This window comes from Acidobacteriota bacterium, from assembly GCA_016195325.1.
Lineage (GTDB): Bacteria > Acidobacteriota > Polarisedimenticolia > JACPZX01 > JACPZX01 > JACPZX01.
The window spans coordinates 18,042-31,258 of the sequence record JACPZX010000085.1 but is presented as its reverse complement, the minus strand read 5'-3'; the positions used below and the strand labels follow the sequence as shown (position 1 = coordinate 31,258).

The window sequence follows — 13,217 nt, the reverse complement described above, 5'->3', positions numbered from 1 at the left end:
CGCAGGGTAACACAACACCCGGAGCCCGCTGACTCCCTTGTTCTCGATTTCTCCCCATTATGGGATTGACGGCTCACCGCCAATCACCGTATGATGGGCCGTTCTCGCCCGACCGCGCGCGTCTCGGGGCGCCCGCCGTCACGCCGGATCGCCCCGGCAGGGCCCGCCACGGTTCGCAGCGATCGCCGCTCCGCAATACGTCGAAAGGAGCCCGTTGCGTGCATGAAGTGAACGTCGGCACCGCAGCAGCCCCGCCCATCCTCTCTCATCAGCTTCCAATGAACCGTTTTCGGAGTCCTTCACCGCGTGCGGGCGCGCGCGGTGTTGTGTTTGCTTGGGGGATCGGCGCGCGTCCATGAGGACTCGCGCCGCGGGAAGTCAACGTTTCGAGAAGGAGCCCGCGATGAGAAATGCGAAGTGGATGTTGGCCCTTGCCGGCGCCGTGGCGCTGGCCCTGACCGCAACGCCGATGTTCGCCGACGGCGGCGCCAACCACCAGGTGAAACAGACACCGCCGGTGCAGATGGGGACGTCCGGAGGCAGCCTCGCCGATCACAGCAATGCGTTCTGTTGCGGCGGGACGCTGGGCTCGCTGATCACGAGGGACGGCACGACCTACATCCTGAGCAACAACCACGTCCTCGCCCGCTCGGGCAGCGCGACCACGGGTGAGACCGACATCCAGCCGGGACTCATCGACAAGGGCTGCAGCCAGACCCTAAGCAACTACAACGTCGTCGGCACGTTCGCCGGCAACATCGTCCCGCTCGGCACCGCCAACGTGGACGTGGGGCTCTCGGTCGCCAACGCGAACGTCGACGGCTCGGGGTCGATCATCGACATCGGCGTGCCTTCCTGCGTCACGGCGGCGGCTTCCGGAAACGTGACGAAGAGCGGCCGGACGACCGGCCAGACTTTTGGCACCGTCCAGGCCACCAACGTCAACGTGAGCATCAGCTACCAGAAGGGGTGCAACTCCGGGAAGAAGTTCACCATCACCTACTCGAACCAGGTCTCGATCACGCCGGGGACCTTCAGCGGCGGAGGAGATTCGGGCTCGCTCATCGTGACGGACAACGCCAGCCATAACCCCGTGGCGCTCCTGTACGCCGGCAGCAGCAGCGTCACCATCGGCAATCCTGTCGCTGACGTCCTCGCCGCGCTCAACGCAGGGGGACACACGACCCATTTCGTGGGCAGCGGGTCCTGCACCGGCACGACGCCGATCGGGGTCGGCGTGGAGTCGGCGAACCTTCTCCACGGCCCCTCGGCCAACGACATCGATTTCGCGCGCACCATCAAGGAGCGCTACGAGCCGGATCTCTTCGCGAAGCCGGGCGTCATCGGCGCAGGCGTCGGCAAGGACGACATCGACCCAACGAAGGCGGTCATCATCCTGTACGTCGAGAACGCGGGCGGCTCGAGAGCACACGGCCTCCCCACCGATCTCGAGGGCGTGAAGGTCAAGGTCATCGAGACGGATCCCTTCGTCGCGAGGTAACTCGATCGGCTTTCTGCAAGAGGGGCGGCGCCCGGTGCGCCGCCCTTTTTTTGTGTGCGCGCGCACGAATTCCACAACCGGCATCGCGCGCGGTAAAGTGAGTCGCACCGAAACTCACACTCCGTTCCAACCTAGGGGGACTCCCTCATGCCCGGCATCTTCGTCGTCCTCGCAGTTCTGGCTCTCGGCATGATCGCCGCCACGCGGTTCATGAAGGGCGGCCGGCGCCCCCACGTCTTCGACACGGACGGGCGCCGCGTCTCGGGGCCGCAGGGTCCCGCGCTCAAGAACCTCCTGGTCGCCGTTCCGCTCGTGCTCCTGGTGCTGCTCTTCCTCGCGTCAGTGCGCAGCGTCCCCGTCGGAAACGCGCTGGTGATTTTCAACACCGTCACCAAGCAGTTCGATCTGGCGCGGCAGGGGATCGCGTTCGTGACGCCGCTCGTGACGGACACGCACCTGTACGATCTGCGCCGGCTCGAGTACACGATGTCGGGAACGCAGGGTGAGGGGCGGAAGGCGGAAGCGGACGACTCGCTCTGGTCGCCGACGCAGGAAGGGCTTCTCGTCGGCATCGACATCACGGTGTGGCATCACCTCGACCCGTCGCGCGTCATCGAGATCCACCAGAAAATCGGGCCCGACTACGAGGAAAAGATCATCCGCCCCGCCATCCGCTCGGTGATCCGCCTCGTCATCTCCGAGTACGCCGTCATGGACGTGTACTCCTCGAAGCGGGCGAAGATCCAGACGGAGATCAACGAGAAGATCAGGACGCTGGTGGAGAAGGACGGCTTCCTCATCGACGAGGTCGTCCTCAGGGACGTCCGGTTCACCGAGCAGTTCGCGAAGTCGATCGAGGCGAAGCAGATTGCGCAGCAGTCGGCCGAGCAGATGAAGTACGTCCTCGAGAAGGAGCAGAAGGAAGCCGAGCGAAAGGTGATCGAGGCGAGCGGCCGGGCGAAGGCGATCGAGACGATCAACGAGGCCTTGCGGCAGAATCCCAACTACATCCGGTACCTCTACGTCGACAAGCTCTCCGACAAGATCTCGGTCATCGTGTCGGATCAGAACACGATCATGGACCTGAAGGGGATCGTGGAGGGGAAGAAATAGCCCCCCCCCGCGTGGGGGGCGCGTCAGCGCGGAACGCCGTCGATCGGGAAGGCGAGCTCGTTTCCGTCGCGGGTCGTGAGATGCCCTCCCAGGATGAAGTAGCACCCTCGGCGGCGCCCGTCGACGTTCTCGAGGACGGCGTACCCCTCCTCGGGCTCGACGCGCACGACGCGCCCGGTGAAGGTGAGCTCCTTGTGCTCGACCAGCATCGTGACGATCTCTCCCGACCGCTTCTTTTCCTTGAGGAGGTCGACGATCTCCTGCCGGAGAGCCGCTATCTCGGCGGGACCGAGATCGGTGACGCTCTTCTTCGGTGCGGGGGCCGCAGCCTCCGCGGCGGACTTCCCCTCACCGGCGGGAGCCGGCCCTGCGGGCTTCGCGGACGGGGCGGCCTTCGGCGCCTCACCGGAGCCCTTGAGTCCCAGGCGGACGATGGACTTCAGATCCTGGGGGGGCGCGACGGGGCGGGCGGGCTTCGGCTTCGAAGGATCGGCCATCGGATGTCCTGCGCGATCGAAGGATCGCGGAAGGCGCGGACTATACACTTCGCCCGGAGGAGAGATCAATCGGCCGTGGCGCCGTCGGCTTGCCCTCGCCGTGGAGCCTCCATATAATCCAGACCGCTGTTTCGACCCCAAGCAGGACTTTATCCCGGCGCGCTCGAACGCCGATCGGCCGGTTCCCACAGGAGAACGCCTTCATGTCCACGATGATCACCGAGGAGTGCATCAGCTGCGGCGCTTGTGAGCCCGAGTGCCCGAATCAGGCGATCAGCGAGCAGGACGACATCTACGTCATTGATCCTGAGCTGTGCACCGAGTGCGTCGGGTTTCACGACGCCGAGCAGTGCGCCGCCGTCTGTCCCGTCGACTGCTGCGTCCCAGACCCGAACAACGCGGAAGAGGAGGCCCTTCTCATCGATCGCGCGAAGGCCATCCACCCGGACAAGGAATTCGGCGAGGAAGTCCCGTCGCGGTTCCGCAAGTAGAGGGGGCGGCCGCAGCGATGGCGGGTGCTGGATCTCCGGAGCCGTTCCCTCAGACTGCGCCCGTCTTCCCGCTGCCGACCGTCGTCCTCTTCCCGAGCACGATCCTTCCGCTTCACATCTTCGAGCCGCGGTATCGGGCGATGATCGCCGACGCGGAGCGCGGAGACGGCTGCATCGCGATGTCCCTCCTGAAGGCCGGATGGGAACGCGACTATGAGGGGAACCCGGACTACTGCGAGGTGGGGTGCCTCGGGCGGATCACGTCGCTCCAACGGACCGAGGACGGGCGCTACCATCTCAAGCTGGTCGGCCTTCGCAAGGTCGCGCTCGGCGACCTCGTCGGATCTTCTCCATACCGGACCGCGCGGATCCAACCGATCGCGGAGACGATTCCCGACAACTCGACCGGCGCGGGCCGCGAAGATCTCGTCCGGCTCTTCGGCGCCTGCACCGTCCTCGTTCAGGAGATGGCGGGCGAGTCCACTCCGATGGTGACGCTCGGCGAGCATCTCCCCTATGAAACCGTGGTCAACTCCGTCTGCGCCCACGTGGGACTCCCCCCCGAGGTGAAGCAGTTGCTCCTCGAGATCGACGAGATTCGGGAGCGCTGCCTGAAGCTGACGACATTCCTGGAGGCCCATCTGCAGAAGGTCGTCCTCTCGCGCGCACCCGGCGCGCCGGGTCGGCCGCCGGGCCCGATTCACTGAAAGCGAGGAGCGATTCGATGGGAAAAGGAACAAGGCAGGCAGAGATCCGGCGTCGGCGTCAACGCAAGGCGAAGAGGGTGAAGCTCCGCAAGAAGGGCCTCCTCCCCAACTCCGCCGGCCGGAAGTAGCGGGAGGCGCGCCATGGCGCCCAGGAAACCTCTCGATCTCAAGGGGTATTACCGGATTCTGAAGGTCAGCCCGGAGGCGCCCCCCGACGAGATCCGGCTCTCGTACGCGCTCGTGCGGCAGGACGCGAACGGCCCGCACCTCAAGCGCATCGAGGAAGCGTACGAGACGCTGAAGGACCCCGCGAAGAAGGCCGCCTACGATCGGGAAGGGTTCGAGCGGCCGGATCCGCTCAAGAGTCCCGTCACGCTCGCGGCGACGGTGGTCGTCTTCATCGCGATTCTCGCCGCAATCTACGGGCCCGGGTACCTGAGATCCCGCAAGAGCTTCCAGCCCGGGCAAACTCTCGTCGATGTCGCCTCCGGGAGGGAGTTCGGCAGCGTCGTCCGGTTCGAGGATTCGCACCGCTTTCCCCAGGGCTCCTCGACGCCGGCGTACCTCGTGAGAATGCCCGGCGCGGAAGGTGAGCGCTGGTATCCCGCGTACGACTTGCAGGCGTCCTGCGAAGGACGCTGAAAAGAAGAGGGGGGGGCGGCCACCCGCCGCCCCCCCCATGTGGCCCGGGTCCGCCCGACCCGAGCCTGTATGGGCGGCGCACGATCCGGGTTACGCGCGCCGCCGGTCCACCCACCCCAAGTCAGCCGCCCGGCCGGCCTAACTGGAAGGACGCTAGAGAACCTTGACGCTGACCTCGTTCGAGTTGAGGACCTCTCCGTTGGTCGAGAGCACCTGAACGCGGAACGAATAGGTGCCGGGCTTCCGGATCTCCATCGAGCGCTGGAACGCCGTCGGCTCATCCGGACCCACCGAGAGCGCCTCGTAGTGCGTGTCGCTCACCAGAGGGAGGAAATTTCCGCTGCTCTGCACGCGGAGAAAGGGCGACTCGACGACGATGCGAACCCTCTGGCCACCCTTCATCGGGGAAAGGTTTCCGTCCGGCTCCTGGAGCATTCCAGAGAGGCGAATCGTCATGGGAGCGAAGCCGAAGATCCTGTCGGCCCGCAGCATCACGTGGCGCGCCGTGATCCGCTCGGCCTGGGGTGGTTCGGTGAACGACGCGATGTCGGCGCGAACGCCGGTCGCGAAGCAAACCCCGCCGAGAAGCCCGAGCAACGCTGCGATCCATCGACGCTTCGTGTACATGCCGCCTCCGCTCACCGCCCGATTGATTGCATATGTCATTCACAGAAACAACATATTCAAAAACACAAAGACGTCAAGTTACGCTAGGCCTTGCGCAGCAAGAGTTTTTTGCCGATCGGGACAATCAATACGACGAAGGAAGGGGGTGCGGCGGGGCGGCCTCCCCTACGGCAGAAACCTCTCCGTGTGGGCGAGCTTCTCGGGAAGATACGTCTCGATGACGTAGTTCAGGCCGTGCTTGGCCAGGGCCTGTTGCTCGGCACGGACGCCCATGTCGAGAAGGTGGTTCATCGCCTTGACCCACTCCTTGTGATGCTGGAAGAACGGGTCGTTCTTGATCGCGTCGCGCGCGCGCTTCACGTCCACGTCCTTGAGCGGGTGAGTCGGGAGCTTGTAATCGACGATGTCCTGGGGGGTGATGCCCATGAACCGCGCCTGCGGCACGCAGAAGAACTCGTTGAGGTGCGCGGCGTTCCCCGAGCCGACTTTCAGCGTGCGGTAGATGTTGCTGATGCCGTAGGGGTCGCCGTCGACGAAGACGTAGACCGGGATCTTCTTGAAATCGGCGAGGCGCCGGACGAACCGGCGGCACGCCCGCGTCGGCACGCCTCCCATCGATACGAGGACGCAATTCGCGTGCTTGAAGTAGCCGTGCTTCACGAGCCGCTGGAACATGCCGGCCGTCTCGATGGCGAGGATGAATTTCGCGTCGGTCTCGAACTTGAGGTGCTCGACCGAGATGGGGATCGAGTAGGCCCCCGAGCCGAATTTCGTGCAGTCGATGCGCAGGAGCTTCTTCGTCTCGGTGTCGCGGTCGATGATGAAGAGCTTGCCGGCGACCTCCCCCCCCTTCTCCTCCGGGACGAAGCCGAGCTGCTCGCGGTTGATCTGGAACAGCGCCTCGACGTCGTCCATCACGGCGTCGGACTCGGGCTGCTCGAGGAAGCGAGCCGCTTCCCAGTTTTTCGAGACGTAGTACGCCTCTCTCTTCGTGGCGATGTCGTCCTGCTCGACCAGCTCCTTCGACAAGGCCATCATGCGGAGCGTCTGCGCAAAGGTCTTCACCGTCGAGACGGTGAGCGTGCGCTCCTTCTTGCGCCCGCGCATCTCGAAATAGCCCGCCTTCGGATCGTACTTCACGTTGGAGAGGGCGCGGAGCGGGAACTTCATGGTGGGCTTCTGGCCCTTGAGGATCTTACGCTGCACGTCGGCCGCCTGATCCCTGATCTTCTTGACGGTGCTGTCGGCCATCAGATCGTCCGGCTCCTCTCCAGGGTGTCCTTGAGGACGGCGACGAGCTTCGCCTCGTCCTTCGCGTTGAACCCGAGGATCTCGCGCAGGGCGATCCCGATGTGCGGGATGTACTGCTCGATGTAGGACTTCTTCTTCTCCTCCTCGGCGAGACGGCGGCGCCGGCTGAGGAAGGCCCCGAGGCGCCGGCCGCACTCCTGGAGGCCGAGGCGTATCTCCTTGACGATTTCGGGGTACGTCGCCACCGCCTCCTTGCTCTCGGAGGTGAAGGGGACCCAGACGGACGCGATGTGGACGAAGAGGACCATCGCCCCGGCCGGAAGCGCGCCCCGAGCCTGCTGCAGCCCGTACTTCTTCCAGTCGGTCGTGATGACGGAGCGCGTGATGGCGCATGCCGACTGCTGGTACTGGAGCGGCACGCGGTTCGCGAACCGCCACAGGTCGACCGGCTCGTCGCCCGGGAGCTGACCGCCGTACGCGAGCCCCACCTCGACCTGGAACGGGTTGCCGCGGTAGACCGCCGGGGATCGCGTCGCGGCGGCGTAGAACTCCGCCGCGATCGACTTCCGGAGCCCCCCTTCGATCAACTCGGCGCCGATCGGGCTCAGGCAGTTCGTCGGCGGGCTCATGATGCGGATCTTGGGGATCGCCTTGAAGATCCGCTCGACCTCCGCCGGAGTGAGCTTTACGGGCCTGCCTCCCGGGGCCACACCGGCCGCCTGGCAGATCTCGGTGGCGACCTTCGACGAGACGCGCGAGAAATCCGACTGGAGCGCGCCCGCGACGCTGCGCCCGCGCGACTCCTTCATCATGCGCATCAGGATGCCGAGCTCGACGCCGTACGGGTGAGGTTTTATCGCGAGAGGCTCCTTGGGGAGCTCGTTCGCGATCCGCTCGTAGCGGAACTCCTCACCCTTCGGCGATCGATAGACGATTTCCGCGTGCGGGTTGGCCTGGGCGGTCTGCGCGACGTAGTCGTCGAGCGATCGCCTCCCCTTCTTGTAGACGCCCGCGAGCTCCATCGACACGCGCGTGCCGTGGTCCCGATCCCACTCGACGACCCCCTCGGAGATCGTCTGCGGCGCGTTCTTCGCGGTGTTGATCGCGATCTCGTACTGGTGCGCGGGCTTTCCCCTGGCGGTGCGCGAGACGATGCGTACGGGTTTCCCGGTCGTGAGCTGCGCGTACATGCCCGCGGCGGAGATGCCGATTCCCTGCTGTCCGCGGGACTGCTTCAACGCGTGGAACTTCGATCCGTACAACAGCTGGCCGAAGATCCTCGGAATCTGGTTCTTGACGATCCCCGGGCCGTTGTCGGTGACCGTGAGACGGAAGCGCTCCTCCTCGATCTCGTCGATCACGATCTCGAGGTCCGGGAGGATCCCCGCCTCTTCGCAGGCGTCGAGGGAATTGTCCACCGCCTCTTTCGTCGCCGTGAGGAGGGCCTTCGCGGGGTTGTCGAAGCCGAGGAGGTGGCGGTTCTTCGTGAAGAACTCCGACACCGAGATCTCGCGCTGGCGCGAGGCCATCGATTCGGCGTTCTCACGACGCACCGATCTCGCCGGCGCGGCCGGGGCCGGCACGGGCGCCGGCGCGGGGATGGGAGCCTGTTTCGAGGAGACGGCAGCCCCTTCGCCGGCGAAGAGATCGAGCTGCGTGCGCTTCGCGGCGCTCTTCCCCCCGGTCTTCTTCGTCGCGACAGCGGCCTTCCGGCCCGCCTGTTTCTTCGCCATCCGCTCGGCCCGCTCCCTCAACGCGTCAAAGGCGGCGCGGAGTCTAGCATCTACTCCCGCGACTTCTTCACCGCGCCGCGCTTCTTCCGGACCTCGTCGCGATGCTCCATGAGCTGGCGGATCGTCTTCTCGTAGCCCGCATCCCCCGGCCTGTAGTACTTCCGCCCGCTCACGATCGGCGGGAGCAGATCCATGTCGGTAACGCCGTCCTCGAACTCGTGCGCGTGCTGGTAGCCGCCGCCGTAGCCGAGGCTCGACATGAGCCCCGTCGGGGCGTTGCGGATGTTCAGCGGCACGGGCTCCACCTTCCCGGCGCGGATGTCGGCCACCGCCTCGTTCCACGCCCGGTAGACGGCGTCGCTCTTCGGCGCGGTCGCGCAGTAGACGACGGCCTGCGCCAGGGCGAGCGCCCCTTCCGGCAGCCCGAGGAAGTGCATCGACTCCTTCGCCGCCATCGCGACGGCGAGCGCCCGGGGATCGGCGTTTCCGACGTCCTCGCTGGCGAAGCGCACCACGCGCCGCGCGACGTAGAGGGGATCCTCTCCGCCCTCGATCATTCGCGCGAGCCAGTAGACGGCGGCGTCGGGATCGGAGGAGCGCATCGACTTGTGGAGCGCCGAGATGATGTTGAAGTGCTCCTCGCCCGACTTGTCGTAGTAGAGAGCGGTCCTCTGCAGAGCGTCGGCGAGGATCTCGTCGGTGACGTCGCGTCCCGCGTCGGTGGCGGGAGGGGCCGCGGCCGCCGCGAGCTCGAGGGTGTTCAGCGCGAACCGCGCGTCCCCCTGCGATCGCCGGGCGATTTCCGCGAGGACCGTGTCCGCGGCGCGGACCCTCAGGAGACCGAGGCCGCGCTCGTCTCGAAGCGCCCGGTGCAGGATCTCGACGAGCTCCTGCTCGCCGAGAGGCTTGAGGACGTAGACCTTCGATCGCGACAGCAGCGCGGAGTTGATCTCGAACGACGGGTTCTCGGTCGTCGCGCCGATGAGGACGATGTCGCCGCTCTCGACGTAGGGGAGAAAGGCGTCCTGTTGCGCCTTGTTGAACCGGTGGATCTCGTCGACGAAGAGGATCGTGCGCCGGCCCGTCGCGCGGCGCTCCGCCTCGGCGCCGGCCATGACCTCCCGAATCTCCTTGATTCCCGAGAGGACGGCGCTGAACGGAACGAAGACCGCGCGGGTGTGGCGGGCGATGATCGAGGCGAGCGTCGTCTTGCCCGTCCCCGGCGGCCCCCAGAGGATCACGGACCGGAGCTCGTCCGCCTCGATCGCCTTCCGGAGGAGCTTCCCGGGGCCCACGATGTCGCCCTGACCCTGAAGCTCCTCGAGATCCCGGGGTCGCATCCGATCCGCGAGCGGCGCATTCGGAGAGGGCTCGCCGCTCCCCGGCCCCGAGGCTCGCGCGCGCGACGAGGGGCGCCCTGATCGACCGGGCGGAGGCGGCGTGAGCTCGGGGAAGAGGGTGTCGGCCATCGGTGCCGAGAATGCTAGATGGCCTCCATCGAAGGTGTCAACGGGCCCGGGTCTCCCGCCGCCACGCGCGGAAGATGGCTGATTCCAAGAACTTTGATTCGCTTGACACCGCCGGTGGCATTGGTCGAGAATCCTGCCGTCCAACAGCCATCGCGATCGGCGCACGAACCCCGTCTCCTGGATGATCCACGAGGCTCGTCTTGCCGATCCGCGCTGGTGCACCTCCATGGGAAGGGCAGCGCGGCCGCGCTGCCTTTTCTTTTTTCAGGAGGCGCCTCCGACTCTCACCATCCCCGCCGCGAAGAATCCGTCGAGATCGTTCCGGTGCGGAGCCGTGCGGAACGTCCCGTCCGGCGCGAAAAGATCGGGATGCGCGGACAGGGCGGGGGCGAGATCGACGCGCCGGAATCCCGCCCGTCGATCCAGGAAGGCTGCGACGACGTCGGGCCCCTCCTCGGGCTCGAGGCTGCACACCGAGTAGACGAGGCGCCCCCCCGGGCGCAGGAGCGGCGCGAGGACCTCGAGCAGCGCGAGTTGCCGTCGCGCCAGCACGGCGAGGTTCCCCTCCGTGAGGCGGTAGCGAAGCTCGACGTCGCGCCGGAAAACGCCGGTCCCGGAGCACGGCGCGTCGACGAGAATCGCGTCGAACGGCCCCGCGACCGGCGGCGAGACCGAGAAGTCCCCGGCCACGCACCTCACGTTGGCGACCCGCATACGGCGCGCGTTGGCCGCGACGAGATCGAGGCGCGCCGGGTGAGCGTCTCCGGCGACGACGAGGCCGGGACCACCGACCATACGGGCGAGCGCCAGCGTCTTGCCGCCGGGAGCAGCGCACGCATCGAGGACGCGCGCGCCTGCGAGGGGCGCGACGAGATGCGGCACGATTCCGGACGCCTCGTCCTGCACGTAAATCCACCCCCGCCGGAAGGCCACCGTCTTGTGCGGCACGCCCCCGGTGACGCGGAGAAACGAGGGGAGGCGCGTCGAGGGCACCGTCTCGACCCCTTCGGCCGCGAGGGCTCGCGCCGCCTCCTCGAGGGTGGCCCTCGCGAGATCGACGCGCCCGCCCATCGGCGCCGGCCGGTTGTTCGCGGCGAGGAGCGCGTCGCACTCGGCGGCCCCGAGTCGGTCGAGGTACCGGCGAACGAGCCATTCGGGATGCGATCGCCGGATCGAGAGCGCGCGGACTGCCGCGCCGTGATCCGAGTCGGCCTCGTCGTTCCGCACCGGTGGGAGCGGCAGCGACTCTTTCTCGCGGCACAGGCGCCTCAGCACCGCGTTGAGAAAGCGCGCCGCCCCCTCGCGCTGCGGCGCCGTCGCGGCGCCGCCGCCCCGGAGCTTTCGTGTCGCCTCGACCGCCTCGTGCACCGCGGCCCGCTCGGGGATTCGATCGAGCCGGAGGATCTGATGGGTCGCGATGCGGAAGAGGATCGCGACCTCGGGATCGATCTCGGCGAGCGGCCGCTCGGCGAACCTTGCGAGGAGGTACTCGTCGTGAAGTCGGTGCCTCAGAGTGCCGTAGACCAGCTCGGTCGCGAGCGCGACCTCGCGGTCCGGGATCGCGCGACCGACGTGCTGGAGGAGGATGGACGCGAACGCCCCCTGTCGCTCGACGCGCCTCAGGATGTCGAAGGCGAGCGCGCGGCCGCGCTGTCCTGGGCGTGGGATCGCGCTCTGCCCCATCACGCCCCTCGGTCAGACGAGCCGGTCGCCGGACGTGAAATATCTCCCCGCAGCCGCCATGGCCGCCGTGATCCTCTTGCGTCCCTCCGGCTGCACTTCGACGAGATCGAGCGCCGATCCGCCGCCGCAGGCCACGCGGACGCCGTCGGCCCCGGCGTGGATCACCGATCCCGGGACCACGCCCCCCCGGGGGGGCACCGCGGGATCGCCGGCATCCCCGGAAACGGCCCGCGCACGGAGGATGCGCATCTCCTTCTCCCTGGCGCGCGTGAAAGCGACGGGCCACGGATTGAACGCGCGCACGCGGCGTTCGACGACCGGCGCCGGTTGCGTCCAGTCGACGCGCGCGTCCGCTCTGGCCAGGACGGGTGCGAACGTGGCGAGCGCTTCGTTCTGCGGGAGGAGGGCGAGCGTCCCCGCGGCGAGGGCGTCGAGCGTCTCGACGAGGAGCGCCCCGCCGATCTCCGCGAGACGAACCCCCAGCTCGCCCGCGGTCTCGGCCGGCTGGATCGGCGTCGACCGCTGGAGGAGGATGTCCCCCGCGTCGAGCCTCTCGACCATCTTCATCGTGGTGACTCCCGTCGCGGTCTCACCGGAGGCGATGGCCCACGCGATCGGCGAAGCGCCGCGGTACTTCGGAAGCAGCGAAGCGTGGACGTTCACGCCGCCGAGGCGCGCCGCCGCGAGGACCGCGGGGGGCAGGATGCGGCCGAACGCCACGACGACGAGGACGTCGGGCTGCAGGCGCCGGAGTTCGCCGACGAACTCCTCACCCCGGATTTTCTCCGGCTGGAGGACTGCAATCGAATGCTCGAGCGCGACCCGTTTCACCTCGGGAATGCGCACGGACAAACCCCGGCCCGCCGGCCGATCCGGCTGCGAGACGACTCCCACGATCTGGTGCCGGGATCCGAGGAGCCTGCGGAGCGAGGCGGCGGCGAAGGAGGGAGTCCCCATGAAGAGGACTCTCAAGGATAGACCTCCTCCCAATCGCCGGCGTCCACGGACTTGCGGATGCGCTTCGTGATGAGGCTGCGCTTGATCCCCCCGAGCCGGTGGATGTAGAGCCTGCCGTCGAGGTGATCGGTCTCGTGGCATATCGCGCGCGCGAGAAAGCCCTCTCCCTCCATCGTGAACTCGCGACCCTCGAGGTCGAGGGCGCGGAAGGCGGCTTTCATCGGACGCTGCACGAACTCTGTGAATCCCGGAATGCTGAGGCATCCCTCCTCGTCCACCTGAGTTCCCGAGGAGGAGATGACTTCGGGATTGATCATCACGATGCGCGCGTCCGGGTCCTCACCGACGCTGGTGTCGATGACGGCGATCCTCAGGCCGACCCCCACCTGGTTCGCGGCCAGCCCGACGCCCGGGGCGGCGTACATGGTCTCGAACATGTCGCGCACCAGATCACGGATCTCGTCCGTGATGTGCGCGACGCGCGCCGTCGGCGCCTGAAGCACGGGGTCTCCGAACTTGACGATGCGGCGGACCGGCATGCGGTGG

13 protein-coding genes are annotated in these 13,217 nt (G+C 67.2%); 5 read left to right on the top strand and 8 right to left on the bottom strand.

All coding sequences use genetic code 11. From position 1 onward, the window contains the following. The first annotated feature begins 403 nt into the window (after positions 1 to 403). Positions 404 to 1,501, top strand: a complete 1,098-nt coding sequence (locus tag HY049_15720) for a hypothetical protein (protein MBI3450349.1) — start codon at positions 404 to 406, stop codon at positions 1,499 to 1,501. A 147-nt stretch (positions 1,502 to 1,648) separates the two neighbouring features. Continuing rightward, positions 1,649 to 2,614 carry a prohibitin family protein gene (locus tag HY049_15715; protein ID MBI3450348.1) on the top strand — a complete coding sequence of 322 codons (966 nt, stop codon included), beginning with the start codon at positions 1,649 to 1,651 and terminating at the stop codon, positions 2,612 to 2,614. A 23-nt stretch (positions 2,615 to 2,637) separates the two neighbouring features. Here the strand turns inward: HY049_15715 and HY049_15710 are convergent, their stop codons facing one another. Further along, positions 2,638 to 3,111, bottom strand: coding sequence for a hypothetical protein (locus HY049_15710; protein MBI3450347.1), 474 nt, complete (start codon positions 3,109 to 3,111; stop codon positions 2,638 to 2,640). 203 nt (positions 3,112 to 3,314) lie between these two features. Here HY049_15710 and HY049_15705 point away from each other — a divergent pair, with 203 nt between their 5' ends. From HY049_15705 to HY049_15695, 3 genes are all read left to right on the top strand, one after another. Further along, positions 3,315 to 3,602, top strand: coding sequence for a YfhL family 4Fe-4S dicluster ferredoxin (locus HY049_15705; protein ID MBI3450346.1), 288 nt, complete (start codon positions 3,315 to 3,317; stop codon positions 3,600 to 3,602). A 17-nt stretch (positions 3,603 to 3,619) separates the two neighbouring features. Beyond that, positions 3,620 to 4,309 (top strand): LON peptidase substrate-binding domain-containing protein, encoded by a 690-nt coding sequence (locus tag HY049_15700; protein ID MBI3450345.1) that lies wholly within the window; start codon positions 3,620 to 3,622, stop codon positions 4,307 to 4,309. 141 nt (positions 4,310 to 4,450) lie between these two features. Continuing rightward, positions 4,451 to 4,951, top strand: coding sequence for a hypothetical protein (locus HY049_15695; protein ID MBI3450344.1), 501 nt, complete (start codon positions 4,451 to 4,453; stop codon positions 4,949 to 4,951). 153 nt (positions 4,952 to 5,104) lie between these two features. Here the strand turns inward: HY049_15695 and HY049_15690 are convergent, their stop codons facing one another. From HY049_15690 to def, 7 genes are all read right to left on the bottom strand, one after another. Next, the gene (locus HY049_15690) at positions 5,105 to 5,578 is read right to left on the bottom strand and encodes a hypothetical protein (protein MBI3450343.1); all 474 of its coding nucleotides are present in this window, start codon (positions 5,576 to 5,578) and stop codon (positions 5,105 to 5,107) included. A 165-nt stretch (positions 5,579 to 5,743) separates the two neighbouring features. After that, positions 5,744 to 6,829 (bottom strand): DNA topoisomerase IV subunit A, encoded by a 1,086-nt coding sequence (locus HY049_15685; GenBank protein MBI3450342.1) that lies wholly within the window; start codon positions 6,827 to 6,829, stop codon positions 5,744 to 5,746. Next, positions 6,829 to 8,562, bottom strand: coding sequence for a DNA topoisomerase VI subunit B (locus HY049_15680; protein MBI3450341.1), 1,734 nt, complete (start codon positions 8,560 to 8,562; stop codon positions 6,829 to 6,831). The genes HY049_15685 and HY049_15680 overlap by 1 nt, the downstream gene beginning before the upstream one ends. A gap of 50 nt (positions 8,563 to 8,612) precedes the next feature. Beyond that, positions 8,613 to 10,031 carry a replication-associated recombination protein A gene (locus tag HY049_15675; protein MBI3450340.1) on the bottom strand — a complete coding sequence of 473 codons (1,419 nt, stop codon included), beginning with the start codon at positions 10,029 to 10,031 and terminating at the stop codon, positions 8,613 to 8,615. A 264-nt stretch (positions 10,032 to 10,295) separates the two neighbouring features. Continuing rightward, positions 10,296 to 11,714, bottom strand: coding sequence for a 16S rRNA (cytosine(967)-C(5))-methyltransferase RsmB (rsmB, locus tag HY049_15670; GenBank protein ID MBI3450339.1), 1,419 nt, complete (start codon positions 11,712 to 11,714; stop codon positions 10,296 to 10,298). Positions 11,715 to 11,726: 12 nt separating this feature from the next. Beyond that, a complete protein-coding gene (locus tag HY049_15665) occupies positions 11,727 to 12,671 on the bottom strand; it encodes a methionyl-tRNA formyltransferase (GenBank protein MBI3450338.1) in 945 nt (314 codons plus the stop codon). An 11-nt stretch (positions 12,672 to 12,682) separates the two neighbouring features. After that, a complete protein-coding gene (def, locus tag HY049_15660) occupies positions 12,683 to 13,210 on the bottom strand; it encodes a peptide deformylase (protein ID MBI3450337.1) in 528 nt (175 codons plus the stop codon). Positions 13,211 to 13,217 lie beyond the last annotated feature (7 nt).

What these genes read in the sequence shown, in the direction of transcription:
- HY049_15720 (MBI3450349.1), top strand. Translation starts at nt 404, where the DNA reads ATGAGAAATGCGAAGTGGATGTTGGCCCTTGCCGGCGCCGTGGCGCTG.
- HY049_15715 (MBI3450348.1), top strand. Translation starts at nt 1,649, where the DNA reads ATGCCCGGCATCTTCGTCGTCCTCGCAGTTCTGGCTCTCGGCATGATC.
- HY049_15710 (MBI3450347.1), bottom strand. Translation starts at nt 3,111, where the DNA reads ATGGCCGATCCTTCGAAGCCGAAGCCCGCCCGCCCCGTCGCGCCCCCC.
- HY049_15705 (MBI3450346.1), top strand. Translation starts at nt 3,315, where the DNA reads ATGTCCACGATGATCACCGAGGAGTGCATCAGCTGCGGCGCTTGTGAG.
- HY049_15700 (MBI3450345.1), top strand. Translation starts at nt 3,620, where the DNA reads ATGGCGGGTGCTGGATCTCCGGAGCCGTTCCCTCAGACTGCGCCCGTC.
- HY049_15695 (MBI3450344.1), top strand. Translation starts at nt 4,451, where the DNA reads ATGGCGCCCAGGAAACCTCTCGATCTCAAGGGGTATTACCGGATTCTG.
- HY049_15690 (MBI3450343.1), bottom strand. Translation starts at nt 5,578, where the DNA reads ATGTACACGAAGCGTCGATGGATCGCAGCGTTGCTCGGGCTTCTCGGC.
- HY049_15685 (MBI3450342.1), bottom strand. Translation starts at nt 6,829, where the DNA reads ATGGCCGACAGCACCGTCAAGAAGATCAGGGATCAGGCGGCCGACGTG.
- HY049_15680 (MBI3450341.1), bottom strand. Translation starts at nt 8,562, where the DNA reads ATGGCGAAGAAACAGGCGGGCCGGAAGGCCGCTGTCGCGACGAAGAAG.
- HY049_15675 (MBI3450340.1), bottom strand. Translation starts at nt 10,031, where the DNA reads ATGGCCGACACCCTCTTCCCCGAGCTCACGCCGCCTCCGCCCGGTCGA.
- rsmB (MBI3450339.1), bottom strand. Translation starts at nt 11,714, where the DNA reads ATGGGGCAGAGCGCGATCCCACGCCCAGGACAGCGCGGCCGCGCGCTC.
- HY049_15665 (MBI3450338.1), bottom strand. Translation starts at nt 12,671, where the DNA reads ATGGGGACTCCCTCCTTCGCCGCCGCCTCGCTCCGCAGGCTCCTCGGA.
- def (MBI3450337.1), bottom strand. Translation starts at nt 13,210, where the DNA reads ATGCCGGTCCGCCGCATCGTCAAGTTCGGAGACCCCGTGCTTCAGGCG.